Source organism: Corynebacterium jamesii (assembly GCF_046097395.1).
GTDB lineage: Bacteria > Actinomycetota > Actinomycetes > Mycobacteriales > Mycobacteriaceae > Corynebacterium.
In genome coordinates this window covers 2,252,405-2,269,861 of sequence record NZ_CP175789.1, presented here as the reverse complement: position 1 = coordinate 2,269,861, position 17,457 = coordinate 2,252,405, and the positions used below count along the sequence as shown (strand labels likewise).

Below are 17,457 nucleotides of genomic sequence, written 5' to 3'. Positions count from 1 at the left end.
ACTGCAATTGCTAGGCCACCCTACGGTGGATGTCTGCATTGCGGTGCCGCCCGTGGGCACGGGAACAGTCCTCACACACGGTAAACACCGGGAGTACTTCAACTTCTTCGCCGTCACGGCTGCACCGGCGACTGCGACGGCGACTGCGACCGCTCCCGCGCCCGCGCCCCCAGCTACGGCTACGAATACCACCCCGGGATTAACCCAGCGCCCCAAGACCGTTAAATCCCACCGAGCGCAACCCCGCTCCCACAAGCACCGTTTCCCTCACGGCTCGGTGCCAGGTGCTGTGGGCTCCCCCGGCTCCGCAGCTTCCGCTCCCTCCGTGGACGACTCCTTGCCCAGGCCCACCGGCGAACGCTTAGCGCGGGTTGTCAGTGCCCGTTCCGCTAGCTCTTCGTCGGCTGGGTAATCCACCCGCACCAGGTTCAGCCCCTCTGCGGGCGCGACTGGCACCGCAGAGCTGCGCTTCTTTTCTTTCAACAACCCAGGGGTGAAGTCCTCCGGCCGCTTACCCGACCCGACCGTCAACGCCGCCCCCACCAGCGAGCGCACCATCGACCAGCAAAACGCATCGGCGGTCACGTGGGCTTCATAGGTTTGGGGCTCTGCTTCCGTGGAGACATCCACCCAGCGGAACTCCTGCAGCTCGCGGACAGTTGTCGCCCCCTCGCGGGCTTTGCAAAACGCAGCGAAGTCGTTCAACCCCAGCAGGGCATCGGAGGCCGCCTGAGTCTTAGCTAGATCAATCGGCTGGCGCCACGCTGCCGTATCCCGCGCACGCACTGGAACGGGGCCAGCCGGGTGGGTCGTCACGCGATAGACGTAGTGTCGGCGCAGCGCGGAGAAGCGGGCGTCGAACCCCTGCGGAGCAACTGTCGCCCCATGCAACCGTACGTCGGCAGGCAACATGCGCGACAGACGTCGCACCAGATCCTCCGGCCGTGTCAGCGAGCGCTGTCCGAACGCCTCCAGCGGAATATCTGCATGACAGACCTGGCCGCTGGCGTGCACACCCGCATCAGTACGGCCTGCGACGACCAGCTCAATCGGGTGGCGGGTGACCAGCGACAGTTTGTCCTGCAGCACCCCCGCGACGGTGCGCAGTCCGCCAGACTGAGTGGCCCAGCCGTGGAAGGCCGTGCCGTCGTAGGCAACCTCCAGGCGCACGCGGACGAGCTCGCCGGGTGCCTGGTCTAGCATCCCGGCCTGCAGGTTTTCGGGCATGATCGGCCGCCTTTCTACGCTCGTCGTCGATGCTTTATGGTTGGTGGTTCCTGTACGCGCGCCTTAGTCTAGTCTGTGTGAGCGATAACGAATTCTCCGCATCCACCCTGGACTCGCGCGCCCGCCGTTTAGTTACCTGGGTAGCTGCTCTTAACGGTCTGGGTTTTGTCATTGAGGTGACGATTGCGCTGGTCATCGGCTCGGCCGCCCTTTTTGCGGACGCCGCAGACTTCCTCGAAGACACCCTCATCAACGTGCTCGTGCTCACCGCCCTGGGGTGGTCGGTGGCCAGCCGGCGGAAGGCCAGCTACGGCCTGGCGGGGTTGATCCTGATTCCGGCTTTCGCCGCCTTCGGCACGGCCGCGTGGAAGATCGTGACGGGTACGCCACCGGAGCCAACGACTCTAAGCGTGACGGCCATCGGCGCACTGATAATCAACCTGGTGTGCGCTGCGCTGTTGCTGCGACTGCGCGGCGCGAATAGCGCCCTGGTTCAGGGGGCGTGGCTGGCGGCGCGCAACGATGCCGCCGCGAATCTGCTCATCCTCGGTGCCGGCGTGGTGATGCTGTTCTGGGCCAGCGCCTGGCCGGACATCGTGGTCGGCGTGATTATCGGCCTAATTAACCTATCGGCGGCGAAGGAGGTCTTCGAGCAGGCTCGTGCGGAGGAACCGGAGCTGGAGATGGACTAGCCGACTCGCCGGGCGGTGCTCAGCCAGACTTCTGAGCCATAGGCGACATTGGGGACAGGTGGGGACCGCGGGGGCGTCAATAGTAAAAGACAAGAACCAGAAAAAGCGGGCCACGCGCTACCCGATTGGGTAACGGTGGCCCGCCTCAGAGCTTGGCGAAGGCGCCGGACTTACTTGTCCTCAGCGGCCTCAGCCTCGTCAGCGTCGGCAGCCTCGGCGGACTGTGCCTCAGCGGCCTCAGCCTCGGCGGCCTTGTCGGTTGCGGTGTCAGCCTCAACCTCCGGTGCCTCCTCAGCCTTGGTCTCCTCGGCCTTGGCCTCTGCAGCCTCGGCCTCAGCCTTCTTCGCCTTAGAAGCAGCAACGCGGTTAGCGCGCTCTGCCTCGGTGGAGGCCAGCTGCTCCGTCACCAGGGAAATCTGGGAGATCGGAGCGTTGTCGCCCTTGCGGTTCTCCAGCTTGATGATGCGGGTGTAGCCACCCGGACGGCCTTCGAACTTCGGGGCCAGCTCGTTGAACAGGTAAGCAACAACTTCCTTGTTCGGGATGAGCTTCAGCACATTGCGGCGATCCGCCAGGGTGCCGCGCTTGGCCTTGGTGATGATCTTTTCGACGTAGGGGCGCAGCAGCTTCGCCTTTGCGTCCGTGGTCTTGATGGCGCCGTGCTCAAGCAGCTGAGCAGCGAGGTTGGACAGGATCTTCTTCTGGTGGGAAGCAGAACCGCCCAGGCGGGCGCCCTTCTTTGGGGTAGGCATTAGTTCTCCTCGTGTGGATCTTTAAATCAGTGAGCGCGTGCGGTTAAACCACCGGGTTATTCCGCGATGTCCTCGCCCTCGGTGTCGATGAACTCGCCGGTCTCTGCGTCGTAGCCTTCAATATCGTTGATATCGAAGCCCTCCGGCGCGTCCTTCAGGCCCAGACCCAAGCCAGCCAGCTTGACCTTGACCTCGTTGATGGACTTCTGGCCGAAGTTGCGGATGTCCAGCAGGTCGGACTCCGTGCGTGCAGCCAGCTCGCCAACGGTGTGAATCTCTTCACGCTTCAGGCAGTTGTAGGAGCGGACGGAGAAGTTCAGGTCCTCGATCGGCATGCTGTAGGCAGCGATGTGCTCGCTTTCCTGTGGCGACGGGCCGATCTCGATGCCCTCTGCTTCGTTGTTCAGCTCCTGAGCCAGACCAAACAGCTCCACCAGGGTCTTACCAGCGGAAGCCATGGCATCGCGGGCAGTGATGGAGTTCTTCGTCTCCACGTCCAGGATCAGCTTGTCGAAGTCCGTGCGCTGTTCCACACGGGTAGCCTCAACCTTGTAGCTGACCTTCAGCACCGGGGAGTAGATCTGGTCGACCGGGATACGTCCGATCTCAGAAGAAGCTGCGGCAGCCGGAACGTAGCCGCGGCCACGCTCGACAACCATCTCGATTTCCAGCTTGCCCTGCTCGTTCAGGGTGGCGATGTGCAGATCCTGGTTGTGGACCTCCACGCCAGCCGGAACCTCCACGTCGGCACCGGTTACCTCGCCCGGGCCTTCCTTGCGGATGTACATCGAGACGGGCTCGTCGGAGTCGCTGGACAGAACCAGGGACTTGATGTTCAGGATGATGTCGGAAACATCTTCCTTCACGCCCGGGATGGTGGTGAACTCGTGGAGCACACCCTCGATGCGCAGGGAGGTCACTGCCGCGCCCGGGATGGACGACAGCAGGGTTCGGCGCAGGGAGTTACCCAGCGTGTAGCCAAAGCCCGGCTCCAGCGGTTCGATAATGAACCGGGAGCGGGAATCGTCGATGAACTCTTCCGTGAGCGCGGGGCGCTGTGAAATGAGCATTGTTAAAGCTTCTCCTTTTTCGGCGACCGCTATATGACGCCGTTACGGGGACAACCGCCACCAGGTTTGGTGGACGGTGCGGACGGTAGAAACCGCGTTGGGTGTTCTATCCGAAGTAAGTCTAACGAATAGGTACGTCAGGTTTACTTCGAGTAGAGCTCGACGATCAGCTGTTCCTGCAGCGGAATGTCGATCTGAGCGCGCTCGGGCAGCTGGTGCACGAGGATGCGCAGAGTGGACGGTACGACCTGCAGCCAAGCAGGAACGATCGTATCGACCAGGGCTTCCTGAGCCTCTTCGAACCACAGCATCGCGCGGGACTTCTCACGCACGTCGATGATGTCGTACTGGGAGACCTTGTAGGAAGGAACGTTGACCTTCTTGCCGTTCACGGTGAAGTGACCGTGAGAGACCAGCTGGCGAGCCTGGCGGCGGGTGCGTGCCAGACCTGCGCGGTAGACAACGTTGTCCAGGCGAGACTCCAGCAGGATGACCAAGTTGTCACCGGTCTTACCCGGGCGACGGTTGGCCTCTGCGTAGTAGCGACGGAACTGCTTTTCCAGAACGCCGTAGGTGTACTTCGCCTTCTGCTTCTCCTGCAGCTGCAGGAGGTACTCGGACTCCTTGATGCGAGCACGGCCAGCCTGCCCCGGAGGGTAGGGGCGACGCTCGAAGGAGTTGTCGCCGCCGACGAGGTCGACGCGGAGGCGACGGGACTTACGGGTTACGGGGCCGGTATAACGAGCCATTTTCTATCCCTAATCCTTTCTTCTCTTTAGACGCGACGACGCTTCGGCGGGCGGCAACCGTTGTGCGGCTGCGGGGTGACGTCGGCAATGGTGCCAACCTCGAGGCCCGCGGTGGACAGGGAACGGATAGCGGTCTCGCGGCCGGAGCCCGGACCCTTCACGAAAACGTCAACCTTCTTCATGCCGTGATCCATTGCCTTACGGGCAGCGGACTCGGCAGCCATCTGAGCGGCGAAGGGGGTGGACTTACGGGAGCCCTTGAAGCCGACGTGGCCCGAGGAAGCCCAGGAAATCACAGCGCCCTTCGGGTCCGTGATGGACACGATGGTGTTGTTGAAGGTGGACTTGATGTATGCGTGGCCGTTGGCCACATTCTTCTTTACGACGCGACGGCCGGAACGGCGCGCGCCGGAACGAGTCTTCGGAGGCATAGGTTACTTCTTCTTTCCTGCGATCGTCTTCTTGGGGCCCTTACGGGTACGAGCATTGGTCTTGGTGCGCTGACCGCGGACCGGCAGGCCACGGCGGTGGCGCAGACCCTGGTAGGAACCAATCTCAATCTTGCGGCGAATATCGGCCTGGACTTCGCGGCGGAGGTCACCCTCCACCTTCCAGGTGTTCTCGATAACGTCACGCAGAGCGGACAGCTGCTCGTCGGTCAGATCCTTGGAGCGAAGGTCAGGGGAGATGCCGGTCTTTTCCAGCAGCTCCTTGGAACGGGCGGGGCCAATTCCGAAGATGTAGGTCAGTGCGACCTCCATGCGCTTTTCGCGTGGCAGGTCAACACCAGCAAGGCGTGCCATAGGGCAGTTTCCTTCCGGTTTAGCGACGGTTTTCTCCACACTCGTCCCTGTTGATCCTTCGAGTATCTCGCCAACAGTCACGGAAGAGACTGTTCGGACACCAGGTGCCTTCAACGTGCGAAACCAACACCCCAACAATTGGGGTGTTGGAAGGAGGGCTCCGGCCGCCGCGGCCAGAGGTAGTGACTAGGCAGGGCCCACCTCAGCGGTTCTGCCCAGATTGGATGTGTGGAGGCTTAACGGTTTACTTGTAGCGGTAAACGATGCGCCCACGGGTCAGGTCGTAGGGAGACAGCTCCACCACGACGCGGTCCTCGGGGAGGATACGGATGTAGTGCTGGCGCATCTTGCCGGAGATGTGAGCCAATACCTTGTGGCCGTTGTCCAACTCGACACGGAACATCGCGTTCGGCAGGGGCTCGACAATGCGACCCTCAACCTCGATGGCGCCTTCCTTCTTTGCCATATCCTCCAACGTTTCCCCAGCTCAGCAGCTGGAATGGGTGATGTTTTGCTACATTTGGCACAGTCTAGGGATCTCGCTCACGCCAGCTTTCTTGTGGGCCAGCCGATGCGAAAACCTCTTGCACCAACTGCTTACAATACACGCGACCTGCACAGATGCAAAAACGCTCGCGCCTCCCCTCCAAGGAAGGGCGGTGCGAGCGTGGGGGCGGCGCGAGCGTGGGGGCGGCGAGAGCGGGGCCGACGTTAGCCGTCAAGCCGTCGAGCCGTCGGCGGTTGTTCCTCGCTTGTTCCTCGCGGGCCAGGGCTAGGCGTGCTGCACTTCGCGGCGCAGCTGTCCGTTAGCCAGACGGTTCACAGTCAGCGCAATCGCGCCATCACCGGTGACGTTACATGCAGTACCGAAGGAGTCGATGGCGATGTAGGCGGCGATCATCAGCGCCACCTGGCCGTCGTCGAAGCCCAGCTGAGACTGCAACAAGCCGACGGCCGCCATAATGGCGCCACCCGGCACGCCCGGGGCGGCGATCATCATCACGCCCAACAGGAAGATGAAGCCCAGGGCCATACCCGGTGTCATGTCGATACCGGTCATGTACACAATGGAGAATGCGAACAGGGCGATCTTCTGCATGGAGCCAGAAAGGTGCACCGTCGCACACAGCGGCACCACGAAGTCTGCCACGGACTGGGACACACCGTTCTTACGGGTGCACTCCAGCGTCACCGGAATAGTCGCGGCAGAAGAAGAGGTGCCTAGCGCTGTGAAGTACGCGGGCAGCATGTTCTTTAGCGCAGTTATCGGGTTGCGCCCCGCAAACGCGCCGGCCAGCAGGTACTGGAGTGCCAGGATCAGCCACGTCATAATTACGGCAAGGATCAGCACCTTCGAAAACTGTACGATCGTGACCTTGAGGTTGCCGTTCATGCCCATAGTCAAGAACACACCGAAAATGTAGTACGGCAGTAGTGGGATGATGAACTTCTCGATCACCCGCATGCTTACCTCGCGCAGTTCCTCTGCGCCCTTATACAGAATCTCCGTGCGCATGGAAGCCATCGCGATTCCCACGGTAAAGGCCAGCAGCAGCGCGGACATCACACCCAGCGGCGGGTCCATCTCGACGGAGAAGAATGGCTCCAGCGCCCCTGCATCGATGTCTTCGGCTTCGATCATCGACTCGTTCCCCAGCAACGACGGGTACGTGCCCTCCGCCACACCGTAGGCAATAAGACCGGAAATGACGGTAGACACGTATGCGATGCCCGCAGTCACGCCCAGCCATTTTCCTGCCCCGCGACCCAGGCTGGCAATAGCCGGTGCGATGAGAGAAAAGATCAGTACCGGGACAAAGAATCCCAGGAAGTTGCTGAACAGCCCGTTGAGGGTTGCGAATACGCGCCCCGCCCAATCCGGGAAGAAGAGGCTGCACACTACGCCCAAGATGATCGCGACGATGATCTTGAATAGCAGCGAATTAAAAACTCGGGATAGGTTCATGCTGGCGCTTTCCCTTTATACAAGCTTGTAGGTCCTCAAGAAACGATTAATGATTAGCCTACTCTGAATACTTTCCACCCCAATAATCGCGCGCCGCCCACTAACCCCTACTCCCCTACTCCCCTGGCTCCTGCCCCCAACCCGTGAGTCTGCGCCGGTGCGGGTGTGGCGGGCAGAGGGAGCCTCTAAAGAAGGGTTACGTACGCGGCGTGAGGATGCGCGGCCCGTCGATAGTCGCGGCGACGGTGTGCTCCCAGTGCGAGGCGAAGCTTCCGTCATCGGTCAAGACGGACCATTCGTCGTCGAGCACGTGAGAATCGGCGGTACCCAGCGCCAGCATGGGCTCGATCGCCAGCACGGAACCTTCCTGGATTACCGGTCCACGCCCGCCGCGACCTTCGTTAGCCAGGTACGGGTCTTCGTGCATAGTGCGACCAATGCCGTGGCCGCCGTAACCGTCTACGATCCACAGCTCCACGTCAAACTTTTTCTCGGCTGCATCGGTGGCCTGCTCCAGCGCCCAGGAAACATCAGTCAGACGGTTGCCCGGCACCATTGCCTTCAGCCCCTCGTGCAGAACCCATTCGGTCGCGCGGTTCAGGCGGTTGTGTTCCTCGGCAATTTCGCCTATACCGAAAGTCCACGCGGAATCGCCGACCCAACCGTTCAGCGTCGCACCGCAGTCCACGGAAATCAGGTCGCCCTCCTGCAGCACCACATCTGCAGATGGGATGCCGTGGACGATCATGTCGTTCGGGCTCGCGCAGATGGAACCCGGGAAGCCGCCGTAGCCCTTGAACGTCGGAGTGGCACCGTGGTCGCGGATCACTTGTTCGGCCACGCGGTCGAGGTCCAGCGTGGTTTTGCCCGGCGCCGCGGCTTTTTTGACCTCTTGCAACGCCAGCCCAACGATCTCACCCGCGGCCTGCATTTTGTCTAGCTGCTCGGCAGTCTTTGCCGCGATCTTCTTATTCCTACGCCGAAAGCCCATCGTTTCGTTTGTCCTGTTCGTTGTTGTTTTTGGGGTTTTAATGACGCCCCTTCGCGGGGACGAACAACCACAAATCCCGCCAGGTCGGACCGTGTGGGGCCGGCTGGCGGGATGAGCAGTATCGCGCGGAGTAGTTACTTATCCAGCGCGTTCAGCGTGGTGGTGGAGATGTCCTCCACGGTGCCCTCTGCGTCGATGTTCAGCAGAACGTCCTTGTAGTGGTCGATCAGCGGGGCGGTCTCGTTGCGGTAGACCTCCAGACGGGTGCGGATCGTTTCCTCGTTGTCATCGTTGCGGCCGCGCGCCAGCATACGATCGACGACAACGTCCTCGGAGACGACGTAGTTAATAACTGCGTCGAGGGAGTGGCCGTCTTCCTGCAGCATCTTTTCCAGCAGCTCTGCCTGCTCGATGGTGCGCGGGAAGCCGTCCAGCAAAAAGCCGTTAGCGGCATCGTCCTGGTTCAGACGGTCGCGCACCATGTCTGCGGTAACGGAGGTCGGGACCAGCTTGCCGGCATCCATGTACTCCTGCGCCTGCTTGCCCAGGTCGGTGCCCTGGGAAATGTTGGCTCGGAACAGATCGCCGGTGGAGATGTGCGGGATCTTCAGCGAGTCGGACAGTAGGGATGCTTGGGTGCCCTTGCCAGCGCCGGGAGGGCCGAGCAGAACTAGTCTCATTTGAGGAATCCTTCGTAGTTAGACTGCATAACTTGCGATTCGAGTTGCTTGATCGTGGTCAGGGCCACGGACACCAGAATCAGGATGGCAGTACCACCGAACGGCATCTGGCCCTGGCCGCCGGCCTGAGCCGTCTGCACACCCATGTTGATCAGAATGTTCGGCAGGGCGGCGATGACAGCCAGGTAGATGGAACCGACGATCAGCAGACGGTTCATCACGTATCCAAGGTACTCCGCGGTCGGGCGGCCCGGGCGAATGCCCGGGATGAAGCCACCGTACTTCTTCATGTTATCCGCCTGATCGTAGGGATCGTACTGCACGGAGACGTAGAAGAAGGAGAAGAAGATAATCAGCGCAACATACAGCAGAATGTACTGCCAGGCCGCCGGGTCGGTCAGCACCGTCATAACGTTGCGGTTCCACCAGTTATCCTGGCCTGCGCCCTGCGAGTTGCCCGACTGGATGATCTGGGTGATCAGAATAGGGACGGTCAGCAGCGAGGAGGCGAAGATCACGGGGATAACGCCAGCCTGGTTGACCTTCAGCGGCAGGTAGGTGGAGGTCTCGCCGTACTGGCGGCGGCCAATCATGCGCTTTGCGTACTGGACGGGGATGCGGCGCTGGCCCTGCTCGATGAAGACCACACCGACAACCAGGATCAGCACGCCGACGATGACACCGGCGAATACGAAGCCGCCGGAGCCCGAGAAAATGGAAGCACCCTGTGCGGGCAGCGAGGTAGCGATACCCGCGAAAATCAGTAGGGACATGCCGTTACCGATACCGCGGTCGGTGATGAGTTCACCCATCCACATCAGCAGCACGGCACCGGAGGTCATGACAAGCACCATGACGACTAGGCCGAACACGCCAGTGCCGTCCTTGAGAACCTGCACGCCCTGGCCCAAAAGCTGGCGACGATCCGCCAGCGCCACGATGCCTGCGGACTGCAGCAGCGCGAGCGCCACAGTCAGGTAACGGGTGTATTCCGTCATCTTCGCCTGGCCGGACTGGCCTTCTTTCTTCAGCTGCTCGAACTTGGGGATCACCACTGTCAGCAGCTGAACGATAATAGACGCGGTGATGTACGGCATAATGCCGACGGCGAAGACAGAAAGCTTCAGCAGCGCACCACCTGAGAACAGATTGATCAGGGAGTACATGGCCGAGTTATCGGTCAGGCCCTTGATCTGCGCTTGAATCGAGCCGTAATCCACGCCTGGGGTGGGGATCTGGGCGCCAATGCGATAGAGGATGATCATCGCAAGCGTGAACAAGATCTTCTTGCGAAGATCCACGTTCTTGAACGCCGAGGAGAGGGCGGACAAACTTTGCCTCCTGTGTAGTTTCTTACCTTCGTGCGGGATCTATGTGGCTAGCGCACCTGCACTTCAAGATACGCCCGCAAAAGAGGCGATACTAATTGCAACCTGTACAGGTTAGCAGACAGGGCAAATGCTTACGACACTGTACCACTACTATCGAGAGATCTTTCAAGAGCCCCGGGGTGCGCCGTTACCTAACCACAATTCCGTGCAAGAAAACCGGGTTGTGAAGCAGCCTGGAATTGGGGCGTCAATAAACAAAGAAATCGCCCTGCCAGCGCAACACAGCACTGGCAGGGCGATCGGCGAGGGCTAAGCCCCACTAAAACTTAATCAGCGTTACTTAGCCTCGGTGACGGTGCCACCGGCAGCCTCGATCTTCTGCTTTGCAGAGCCCGAGAACTTGTTAGCGGTGACGTTCAGCTTCACGCTGATCTCGCCGTTGCCCAGAATCTTCACCGGCTGGTTCTTGCGAGCCAGACCAGCTGCGACGATGTCTGCAACGGTAACGTCGCCACCGTTGGAGAATGCCTTCTCCAGGTCAGCCACGTTGACCACCTGGTAAGTGATCTTGGCGGGGTTCTTGAAGCCCTTCAGCTTAGGCAGGCGCATGTGCAGTGGCATCTGGCCACCCTCGAATGCTGCCGAAACCTGCTTACGAGCCTTGGTGCCCTTGGTACCACGACCTGCGGTCTTACCCTTAGACGCCTCACCACGACCCACGCGGGTCTTAGACTTCTTGGCGCCCGGAGCGGGGCGGAGGTCGTGGAGCTTAATTGGATCGCTCATGTTTACTCTCCTGCCACTTCTTCGACCTCGACCATGTGGCGCACAACGTTGATCTGGCCACGAACGATCGGGGTATCCTCACGGACAACCGACTGGCCAATGCGCTTCAGGCCGAGAGAGCGCATGGAATCGCGCTGCTTCGGCTTGGTTCCGACCAAGCCCTTGGTCTGGGTAATCTTCAAAGCCATTGTTTATGCCCCCTGTCCTGCTGCACGTGCGCGCAGCATAGCGGCCGGAGCAACCTCGTCCAGAGCCTTGCCACGGCGTGCGGCAACCTCTTCTGGACGTACCAGCTGCTTCAGGCCAGCGACGGTTGCGTGGACAATGTTGATGGCGTTGTCGGAGCCCAGGGACTTCGACAGGATGTCCTGCACGCCGGCGCACTCCAGCACCGGGCGGACAGCGCCACCGGCGATCACACCGGTACCAGGAGCAGCAGGCTTCATCATGACGATGCCTGCAGCGTCCTCACCCTGAACCGGGTGGGTGATGGTGCCATTGATCATCGGTACGCGGAAGAAGTTCTTGCGAGCCTCTTCTGCGCCCTTCTGGATGGCGGCAGGAACTTCCTTAGCCTTGCCGTAGCCAACGCCGACCATGCCCTGGCCGTCGCCGACGATTACCAGCGCGGTGAAGCTGAAGCGACGACCGCCCTTAACAACCTTCGAGACGCGGTTGATGGTAACCACGCGCTCGATGAACTGGCTGCGCTCATCCTGCTGGTTGCGACGATCGTTGCGTCCGCCGCGATCGTTGTTGCGATCGTTGCGGCCGTTGCGCTCGTTCTTGTCGTTGTTCTCGGCGGAGCGTCCGCCGTTACGTTCACGTCCCGACATCACGCGTTCCTTCCGTTGGTGTTGTTCGTGGAGTTGGTCATTAGAACTTCAGACCACCTTCGCGGGCAGCATCAGCCAGAGCGGCGACGCGGCCGTGGTACTTGTAACCTGCGCGGTCGAAGACGACAGCCTCGATGCCAGCGGCCTTGGCGCGCTCGGCGATCAGCTGGCCTACCTTCGCACCGCGAGCCTTCTTGTCGCCCTCCATAGCGCGCACGTCGGCCTCCATCGTGGACGCTGCGACCAGGGTGTGGCCTGCAACATCGTCGATGACCTGTGCGTGCATGTGGCGAGAGGTGCGGTGAACGACCAGACGCGGGGTCTCCGGGGTGCCGGAGAGAGTCTTGCGGATACGGAAGTGACGACGTGCGCGTGCGGTACGACGGCGGGTGGAGATGTCCTTGCCCACCGGTAGACGCTTTTCGTTTTGTGCAGTGTTGCTCATTACTTACCCGTCTTTCCGACCTTGCGACGGACCTGCTCGCCCTCGTAGCGAATACCCTTGCCCTTGTAAGGATCATCCTTACGCAGACGGCGGATGTTCGCGGCGATCTGTCCGACCTGCTGCTTGTCGATACCAGCGATGGAGAACTTGGTGTTGCCATCCACGGCGAAGGTGATACCCTCCGGTGCCTCAATCAGCACAGGGTGGGAGTAGCCCAGTGCGAACTCCAGGTTCTTGCCCTTGAGCTGCACACGGTAACCAACACCGAAGATTTCCATCTTGATGGTGTAACCCTTGGTCACGCCCTCAACCATGTTGTTGATCAGGGAGCGGGACAGGCCGTGCAGGGAACGATTCTTACGGTGATCATCCGGGCGGGTGACGACGACCTCGTCGCCTTCCTGAGCCACGGTGATCGGAGCCGGAATGTCCTGGTTCAGGGTGCCCTTCGGCCCCTTCACCTCAACAGACTGGCCATTGATGTTGATGGTGACGCCAGAGGGGACAGCCACCGGTGCCTTGCCAATACGAGACATGGTTTAGACCTCCTCTAGTTACCAGACGTAGGCGAGAACTTCTCCGCCCACACCCTTGTTCTGAGCCTCACGGTCGGTCAGCAGGCCGTGGGAAGTGGAAATGATGGCCACACCCAGGCCGCCGAGAACCTGCGGCAGCTCGTTGGACTTTGCGTACACACGAAGACCCGGCTTGGAGACACGACGCAGCCCGGAGATGGAACGCTCGCGGGACGGGCCGTACTTCAGCTCGATGTCCAGTGTCTTGCCAACCTTGGCGTCGTTGACGGTGTAGTCAGCAATGTAACCCTCCTCCTTCAGGATCTCGGCAATGTTGGCCTTAATCTTGGAGGAAGGCATGGAGACGGAATCATGGAACGCGTTGGATGCGTTCCGCACGCGGGACAGCATGTCCGCGATGGGATCAGTCATGGTCATAAGTATTGACCCATAGCCTTTCTTATTGCGGTTCCCAACCCACCCAGAGTGCGTGTACCGCGCGCTTGCTGGCTACTAGCGCGCCCCATGCTAAATAACGTGGGGTGCTCGCCGCCGTGTCCGCGCGGCCGCTTTATTGGGCGAGGGGCCTACAACAAAGTGGTTTGATGTTTACACTGCTCACGTTGCTGGCCCTGTTTTTGGCACGGAGCAACGTAAGACTTGATAACTCTAGCAATCACCTGCGAATTTACCCAAATCGCTGTTTTTTTGGTTCTGACGCCCTTAGGGCCAGAAATCCAGCAAGTCCGTTGCATTCCAATCCCAGTCCCTGCCGAACCCGAAAGGCCCGCGTGCGGGCACGCCGCCAAACGTAACCGTCATACTGCCCCACAGATGCGGATCAAGGGAATGGATGAAGCGTTCGCCGTAGACTGCCGCGAGCACATCTTTCTCCCAATCTTCCGCTTGCTCCGCAAGTGCGTGGTAGCCACCTCCGCTTGCCAGCTGATTGCGCAGCGCATCGCGCGCTTGCACGCCAGCCTGCGTGAGCTGGGGATCCCGACAGTCTCCAATCCCGCGAATACGTAGGCGCTGTGGTCGGTGGACTAGACCGGCGAAGGCAAGGGGCGTCACAAAAGAATCAACCGCCTTCGACAACCTCCGACGACCAAAGAAGTAAAGGCGACCGTTAGTGCGGCGCAGAACCGCACGTTGATACGGCTGGTTAGCGAGAATGGGCTCGACGGGGAGCAAAACGGAGAGGCTGTTCTTTAGTGAGGACGGTAGACGTCGAGCGATCGGACCGAGCTTGTCGGCGAGGTCTCCGACCTTAAGGGCACCTCCGCGGAGGAGTTGTTGAACCGCAACCATAGTCATGTGGGAACGGCCGCCACAGAGGACAGCGAGACTCATCGGGTCGAAAGCCTGAAAGGTTTCGAGCCCATTCCAGTTCAAAGCAGTTGGGTGGGAGCCGGCGGGGCGCGGCGCACCGTTTGAATACATAGCTCAAAGCTACAGGCAGGCACGTACAGCGGAGCCTATTTCTGCTTTTTAACCACCGTGCCAATTGCCCGCAGATGAGCGAACTATGTGTACAGCATTTGTGCTGCATGAGTGGCCTTACAGAGACGTTAAGGCTTCTTACCTGCACGTTTCAGGCGTTACATGATATATATCACACTTTTAGCGCACTTCTTGCGCAAGTGAGTCGCCGTTCACTAGACATGTTGTACGTACACAAAGTACAGACCCGGCGGCGCCTGATCGGAACCCGCAGAACCGATCCCTAAACCGTCGCCATTTCGCAGTTTTATACACCCCTCTCGGAAGGAAATTCCTTTGAAGTTCAAGAAGTCCCTCATCACCCTGGCCGCAGCATCCTCCGTAGCAATGGCTGGCATCCCGGCTGCTACCGCTGAAGAGGCACCGGCTGCACAAGACGCACCGGTCGCTGCTGCTACCGAGAACGAGGCTGGTAACGACGAGGCAGGCGCCGACGAGACCAAGCCTGAGGACGAGGCTGGCGCTGACGAGAACGAGCCGGCCAACGGCTCCGCTGACAGTGAGAAGGGCCAGAAGCTGAAGGGCTCTATCGACAAGCTGGTTGGTTGGGACGAGTCCACCTCCACCATCCAGAAGATCAAGGACGTTCTGGGCTTCATCGGCAAGATCGTCAAGATCGTTCTGTAGTCTCTGCAAGACCTACAGCACTGGAGAACCCCCAGTAGGGGTTCCCCGGAAACAACGAACCCCCGCTTCCCTACCTTCGAAATAGTTCGAGGGGAAGCGGGGGTCTTTTTATGTTAGCGCCTCTGCAACAGCATCGGCGCCTAAGCTAACGTCGCCCGAGCTAACGTCTCAGCGCTGAATTATTCAGCGGAGCCCTTCTGCTTGAAGGGGAAGCCCAGCTCGCGCAGCAGTGCGCGACCTTCGTCGTTGTTCGTCGCAGTGGTCACAACAGTGATGTTCATACCGCGCGGACGGTCGATCTTGTCCACGTCGATTTCGTAGAACATGGACTGCTCGGACAGGCCGAAGGTGTAGTTGCCGTGGCCGTCGAACTGCTGGTCACTCAGACCGCGGAAGTCGCGAATACGCGGCAGAGCGACGGTCAGCAGACGGTCCAGGAACTCCCACATGCGGTCGCCGCGCAGGGTAACGCGGGCGCCAATGGGCATGCCTTCACGCAGCTTGAAGTTAGCGATTGCCTTCTTCGCGGTGCGGATCTGCGGCTTCTGACCGGTAATCTTGGTCAGGTCCTCGATTGCGCCGTTGATCAGCTTGGAATCGCGAGCAGCGTCGCCGACACCCATGTTGACGACAACCTTGGTGACGCCCGGGATCTGCATAACGTTCTCGTAGCTGAACTCGCCGTTCAGCTTCTCGCGGATTTCCTCACGGTAGCGAGTCTTCAAACGTGGGGTGTAGTTTTCGCTCATCGTTAGATGTCCTTCCCGTTGCGCTTGGACACGCGGATCTTCTTACCGTCTTCGTCGAAGCGGTAGCCGATACGGGTCGGGTTGCCGTCGGAATCAACGACCATCACGTTGGAGACGTGGATCGGAGCTTCCTGGGTAACGATGCCGCCGGACTCAGCGCCGCGCTCTGGAGCGGAGTTTGCAACGTGCTTCTTGATTCGGTTGACGCCCTCGACCAGGACCTTGTCGCGCTGCGGGTAGGCCTCGATGACCTTGCCCTTGGCACCCTTGTCCGGGCCGGAGATAACCAGTACGGTGTCGCCCTTACGGATCTTCATTTAGAGCACCTCCGGAGCCAGGGAAACGATCTTCATGAACTTCTTGTCGCGAAGCTCACGTGCGACCGGGCCGAAGATACGGGTGCCGCGGGGATCGTTGTCGTTTGCCTTGATGATGACAGCCGCGTTCTCGTCGAATGCGATGTAAGAACCGTCCGGACGACGGGTCTCCTTCTTGGCGCGGACGATAACAGCCTTGACGATGTCGCCGGCCTTCACGGTGCCGCCCGGGGTAGCTTCCTTAACGGTTGCTACGACGACATCACCGATACCAGCGGAGCGTCGAACGGAACCACCGAGCGGACGGATGACCAGGATTTCCCGGGCACCGGTGTTGTCGGCAACTCGCAGACGCGATTCTTGCTGAATCACTTGAGTCTCCTAAATTGACCTAGAATGTTTTGCTAATCGTGCGTGGGATTTCCGACCCTCGCGCACGCGGTCTGTGCCAGCATGGCAGTCGGTTCTTCGCATCAGCCGCTGACTGAGCGCAATACCAATACGCCTTCTGGCAACCGCTATATTCTTCCACACCCCACTTCCCCCAACCAAATCGCTGTACCAGAGGTTCGAACCGTGGCGCGCCATTTCGCCATCCGGGGGTAGGTACAGCTACCCCCGTGGAGTTCTCTCTTTCTTTTTTAGGGACGCCGCCCCCACGCCCCATTAACCACACACAACAGCAGAACCCGACCCTATGGAATCGGATTCATTTTTTCCTTCGAAACCACACACCGATCGCCACCGCTACATGGGCTTTTGCTGAAAGTGATCTGATGAAGCACTGCAGCAAATCACTCTTACTCCCCGATTCCAGTACTTTTCGCCGCAATTACAGGCAGCCAATACCTAGCCGCAACGTCGCCTAGCAGCGTACTCTTCGGCGTAATACAGCGGTTGAGTAGCATTTTCGAACTGTGCTTGAAGATAATAGACATGCTACGTTGTTGGACGTACCCCGGCCGGTTAAGGCCGACGCACCAACTTTTTTGTGAGGATTAAACACATGAAGCTCAAGAAGTCTCTGCTGGCTCTGACCACCGCCGCTACCGTTGCAGTTGCTGGCACCGCTACCGCTGTTGCTGAGGAGAACACCCCCTCTGCAGGCTCCACCGCTACCGACAACAACGAGGCTGGCGGCAAGACCGAAACCGAGCCGAACAAGGACGGCGACAAGGAAGAGCCGTCCAAGCTGGCTGGTTCCGCAGACAAGTTCTTCGGCTGGAAAGATGACACCTCCGGCCTGGAGAAGATGAAGAGCGTTGTCACCCTGATCACCACCATTGGTGCTCTGGTTGCCGGCGTCGTTACCCTGGCCGCCAACTTCGGCAAGATCCAGAACCTGTTCAAGTAAGAACAGCCTTCTCAAGCTAGAACGAGTCCGTTCAGCTGAGACCCCAAGCCCCGCCGCGATCCCT

General features: G+C 60.1%; 24 protein-coding genes. 3 read left to right on the top strand and 21 right to left on the bottom strand.

What is annotated here, in order from left to right; translation table 11 throughout:
• Positions 1-267: 267 nt before the first annotated feature.
• A complete protein-coding gene (truA, locus tag ACKFRT_RS10170) occupies positions 268-1,227 on the bottom strand; it encodes a tRNA pseudouridine(38-40) synthase TruA (RefSeq protein ID WP_408925189.1) in 960 nt (319 codons plus the stop codon).
• A gap of 77 nt (positions 1,228-1,304) precedes the next feature.
• Between truA and ACKFRT_RS10165 the strand changes: the two genes are divergently transcribed.
• Positions 1,305-1,919: a cation transporter gene (locus ACKFRT_RS10165; protein ID WP_408925188.1), complete on the top strand. Its 615-nt coding sequence runs from the start codon at positions 1,305-1,307 to the stop codon at positions 1,917-1,919.
• 170 nt (positions 1,920-2,089) lie between these two features.
• Here ACKFRT_RS10165 and rplQ read toward each other — a convergent pair whose 3' ends face one another.
• The 17 genes from rplQ to ACKFRT_RS10080 all read right to left on the bottom strand — a co-directional run bounded on the left by rplQ (position 2,090) and on the right by ACKFRT_RS10080 (position 14,160).
• On the bottom strand, positions 2,090-2,671 hold the full coding sequence (rplQ, locus tag ACKFRT_RS10160; RefSeq protein ID WP_408925187.1) for a 50S ribosomal protein L17: 582 nt from the start codon (positions 2,669-2,671) through the stop codon (positions 2,090-2,092).
• 56 nt (positions 2,672-2,727) lie between these two features.
• Positions 2,728-3,741 carry a DNA-directed RNA polymerase subunit alpha gene (locus ACKFRT_RS10155; protein WP_296212721.1) on the bottom strand — a complete coding sequence of 338 codons (1,014 nt, stop codon included), beginning with the start codon at positions 3,739-3,741 and terminating at the stop codon, positions 2,728-2,730.
• Between the two features lie 143 nt (positions 3,742-3,884).
• On the bottom strand, positions 3,885-4,490 hold the full coding sequence (gene rpsD, locus ACKFRT_RS10150) for a 30S ribosomal protein S4 (protein WP_296212717.1): 606 nt from the start codon (positions 4,488-4,490) through the stop codon (positions 3,885-3,887).
• Positions 4,491-4,516: 26 nt separating this feature from the next.
• Entirely contained in the window at positions 4,517-4,921 is a 405-nt protein-coding gene (gene rpsK, locus ACKFRT_RS10145) for a 30S ribosomal protein S11 (RefSeq protein WP_293819608.1), read from the bottom strand.
• A 3-nt stretch (positions 4,922-4,924) separates the two neighbouring features.
• Positions 4,925-5,293, bottom strand: a complete 369-nt coding sequence (gene rpsM, locus ACKFRT_RS10140; RefSeq protein WP_296212713.1) for a 30S ribosomal protein S13 — start codon at positions 5,291-5,293, stop codon at positions 4,925-4,927.
• A 244-nt stretch (positions 5,294-5,537) separates the two neighbouring features.
• Complete coding sequence (gene infA / locus ACKFRT_RS10135) at positions 5,538-5,759, bottom strand: translation initiation factor IF-1 (RefSeq protein WP_005519800.1); 222 nt, start codon at positions 5,757-5,759, stop codon at positions 5,538-5,540.
• Positions 5,760-6,065: 306 nt separating this feature from the next.
• Positions 6,066-7,259, bottom strand: a complete 1,194-nt coding sequence (locus ACKFRT_RS10130) for a dicarboxylate/amino acid:cation symporter (protein WP_408925186.1) — start codon at positions 7,257-7,259, stop codon at positions 6,066-6,068.
• A 196-nt stretch (positions 7,260-7,455) separates the two neighbouring features.
• On the bottom strand, positions 7,456-8,250 hold the full coding sequence (gene map / locus ACKFRT_RS10125; protein ID WP_408925185.1) for a type I methionyl aminopeptidase: 795 nt from the start codon (positions 8,248-8,250) through the stop codon (positions 7,456-7,458).
• 134 nt (positions 8,251-8,384) lie between these two features.
• Positions 8,385-8,930: an adenylate kinase gene (locus ACKFRT_RS10120; RefSeq protein WP_296212695.1), complete on the bottom strand. Its 546-nt coding sequence runs from the start codon at positions 8,928-8,930 to the stop codon at positions 8,385-8,387.
• On the bottom strand, positions 8,927-10,261 hold the full coding sequence (gene secY, locus ACKFRT_RS10115) for a preprotein translocase subunit SecY (protein WP_408925184.1): 1,335 nt from the start codon (positions 10,259-10,261) through the stop codon (positions 8,927-8,929). Before secY ends, ACKFRT_RS10120 begins: the two co-directional genes overlap by 4 nt.
• A gap of 336 nt (positions 10,262-10,597) precedes the next feature.
• On the bottom strand, positions 10,598-11,047 hold the full coding sequence (gene rplO, locus ACKFRT_RS10110) for a 50S ribosomal protein L15 (RefSeq protein WP_296212689.1): 450 nt from the start codon (positions 11,045-11,047) through the stop codon (positions 10,598-10,600).
• A gap of 2 nt (positions 11,048-11,049) precedes the next feature.
• Positions 11,050-11,235 carry a 50S ribosomal protein L30 gene (rpmD, locus tag ACKFRT_RS10105; protein WP_296212686.1) on the bottom strand — a complete coding sequence of 62 codons (186 nt, stop codon included), beginning with the start codon at positions 11,233-11,235 and terminating at the stop codon, positions 11,050-11,052.
• Positions 11,236-11,238: 3 nt separating this feature from the next.
• Positions 11,239-11,883 (bottom strand): 30S ribosomal protein S5, encoded by a 645-nt coding sequence (gene rpsE / locus ACKFRT_RS10100; RefSeq protein ID WP_408925183.1) that lies wholly within the window; start codon positions 11,881-11,883, stop codon positions 11,239-11,241.
• Between the two features lie 40 nt (positions 11,884-11,923).
• Complete coding sequence (rplR, locus tag ACKFRT_RS10095; RefSeq protein WP_034971095.1) at positions 11,924-12,328, bottom strand: 50S ribosomal protein L18; 405 nt, start codon at positions 12,326-12,328, stop codon at positions 11,924-11,926.
• Positions 12,328-12,864, bottom strand: a complete 537-nt coding sequence (gene rplF / locus ACKFRT_RS10090) for a 50S ribosomal protein L6 (RefSeq protein WP_296212678.1) — start codon at positions 12,862-12,864, stop codon at positions 12,328-12,330. Before rplF ends, rplR begins: the two co-directional genes overlap by 1 nt.
• Before the next feature lie 18 nt (positions 12,865-12,882).
• Positions 12,883-13,281 carry a 30S ribosomal protein S8 gene (gene rpsH / locus ACKFRT_RS10085; RefSeq protein ID WP_005291933.1) on the bottom strand — a complete coding sequence of 133 codons (399 nt, stop codon included), beginning with the start codon at positions 13,279-13,281 and terminating at the stop codon, positions 12,883-12,885.
• A 285-nt stretch (positions 13,282-13,566) separates the two neighbouring features.
• Positions 13,567-14,160, bottom strand: coding sequence for a hypothetical protein (locus ACKFRT_RS10080; protein WP_408925182.1), 594 nt, complete (start codon positions 14,158-14,160; stop codon positions 13,567-13,569).
• Between the two features lie 462 nt (positions 14,161-14,622).
• On the opposite strand from ACKFRT_RS10080, the gene ACKFRT_RS10075 reads away from it, so the two are divergent.
• The gene (locus ACKFRT_RS10075) at positions 14,623-14,973 is read left to right on the top strand and encodes a hypothetical protein (protein WP_296212672.1); all 351 of its coding nucleotides are present in this window, start codon (positions 14,623-14,625) and stop codon (positions 14,971-14,973) included.
• Positions 14,974-15,152: 179 nt separating this feature from the next.
• Here ACKFRT_RS10075 and rplE read toward each other — a convergent pair whose 3' ends face one another.
• The 3 genes from rplE to rplN are packed head-to-tail and all read right to left on the bottom strand — an operon-like array spanning position 15,153 to position 16,411.
• Positions 15,153-15,722 carry a 50S ribosomal protein L5 gene (gene rplE, locus ACKFRT_RS10070; RefSeq protein WP_296212668.1) on the bottom strand — a complete coding sequence of 190 codons (570 nt, stop codon included), beginning with the start codon at positions 15,720-15,722 and terminating at the stop codon, positions 15,153-15,155.
• A 2-nt stretch (positions 15,723-15,724) separates the two neighbouring features.
• Positions 15,725-16,039: a 50S ribosomal protein L24 gene (gene rplX, locus ACKFRT_RS10065; protein ID WP_005291939.1), complete on the bottom strand. Its 315-nt coding sequence runs from the start codon at positions 16,037-16,039 to the stop codon at positions 15,725-15,727.
• On the bottom strand, positions 16,040-16,411 hold the full coding sequence (gene rplN, locus ACKFRT_RS10060; protein WP_293791601.1) for a 50S ribosomal protein L14: 372 nt from the start codon (positions 16,409-16,411) through the stop codon (positions 16,040-16,042).
• A 634-nt stretch (positions 16,412-17,045) separates the two neighbouring features.
• Between rplN and ACKFRT_RS10055 the strand changes: the two genes are divergently transcribed.
• Positions 17,046-17,393 carry a hypothetical protein gene (locus ACKFRT_RS10055; RefSeq protein ID WP_296212665.1) on the top strand — a complete coding sequence of 116 codons (348 nt, stop codon included), beginning with the start codon at positions 17,046-17,048 and terminating at the stop codon, positions 17,391-17,393.
• Positions 17,394-17,457: the final 64 nt, after the last annotated feature.

Excerpts from the sequence above, each read along its gene's own strand:
- rpsK (WP_293819608.1), bottom strand. The coding sequence starts at position 4,921 with ATGCCTCCGAAGACTCGTTCCGGCGCGCGCCGTTCCGGCCGTCGCGTC.
- rpsE (WP_408925183.1), bottom strand. The coding sequence starts at position 11,883 with ATGTCGGGACGTGAACGTAACGGCGGACGCTCCGCCGAGAACAACGAC.
- rplQ (WP_408925187.1), bottom strand. The coding sequence starts at position 2,671 with ATGCCTACCCCAAAGAAGGGCGCCCGCCTGGGCGGTTCTGCTTCCCAC.
- rplX (WP_005291939.1), bottom strand. The coding sequence starts at position 16,039 with ATGAAGATCCGTAAGGGCGACACCGTACTGGTTATCTCCGGCCCGGAC.
- rplE (WP_296212668.1), bottom strand. The coding sequence starts at position 15,722 with ATGAGCGAAAACTACACCCCACGTTTGAAGACTCGCTACCGTGAGGAA.
- rpsH (WP_005291933.1), bottom strand. The coding sequence starts at position 13,281 with ATGACCATGACTGATCCCATCGCGGACATGCTGTCCCGCGTGCGGAAC.
- ACKFRT_RS10055 (WP_296212665.1), top strand. The coding sequence starts at position 17,046 with ATGAAGCTCAAGAAGTCTCTGCTGGCTCTGACCACCGCCGCTACCGTT.
- truA (WP_408925189.1), bottom strand. The coding sequence starts at position 1,227 with ATGCCCGAAAACCTGCAGGCCGGGATGCTAGACCAGGCACCCGGCGAG.
- rpsM (WP_296212713.1), bottom strand. The coding sequence starts at position 5,293 with ATGGCACGCCTTGCTGGTGTTGACCTGCCACGCGAAAAGCGCATGGAG.
- ACKFRT_RS10120 (WP_296212695.1), bottom strand. The coding sequence starts at position 8,930 with ATGAGACTAGTTCTGCTCGGCCCTCCCGGCGCTGGCAAGGGCACCCAA.
- ACKFRT_RS10155 (WP_296212721.1), bottom strand. The coding sequence starts at position 3,741 with ATGCTCATTTCACAGCGCCCCGCGCTCACGGAAGAGTTCATCGACGAT.
- infA (WP_005519800.1), bottom strand. The coding sequence starts at position 5,759 with ATGGCAAAGAAGGAAGGCGCCATCGAGGTTGAGGGTCGCATTGTCGAG.
- rplO (WP_296212689.1), bottom strand. The coding sequence starts at position 11,047 with ATGAGCGATCCAATTAAGCTCCACGACCTCCGCCCCGCTCCGGGCGCC.
- ACKFRT_RS10130 (WP_408925186.1), bottom strand. The coding sequence starts at position 7,259 with ATGAACCTATCCCGAGTTTTTAATTCGCTGCTATTCAAGATCATCGTC.
- rplF (WP_296212678.1), bottom strand. The coding sequence starts at position 12,864 with ATGTCTCGTATTGGCAAGGCACCGGTGGCTGTCCCCTCTGGCGTCACC.
- rpsD (WP_296212717.1), bottom strand. The coding sequence starts at position 4,490 with ATGGCTCGTTATACCGGCCCCGTAACCCGTAAGTCCCGTCGCCTCCGC.
- map (WP_408925185.1), bottom strand. The coding sequence starts at position 8,250 with ATGGGCTTTCGGCGTAGGAATAAGAAGATCGCGGCAAAGACTGCCGAG.
- rpmD (WP_296212686.1), bottom strand. The coding sequence starts at position 11,235 with ATGGCTTTGAAGATTACCCAGACCAAGGGCTTGGTCGGAACCAAGCCG.
- ACKFRT_RS10080 (WP_408925182.1), bottom strand. The coding sequence starts at position 14,160 with ATGACTATGGTTGCGGTTCAACAACTCCTCCGCGGAGGTGCCCTTAAG.
- rplR (WP_034971095.1), bottom strand. The coding sequence starts at position 12,328 with ATGAGCAACACTGCACAAAACGAAAAGCGTCTACCGGTGGGCAAGGAC.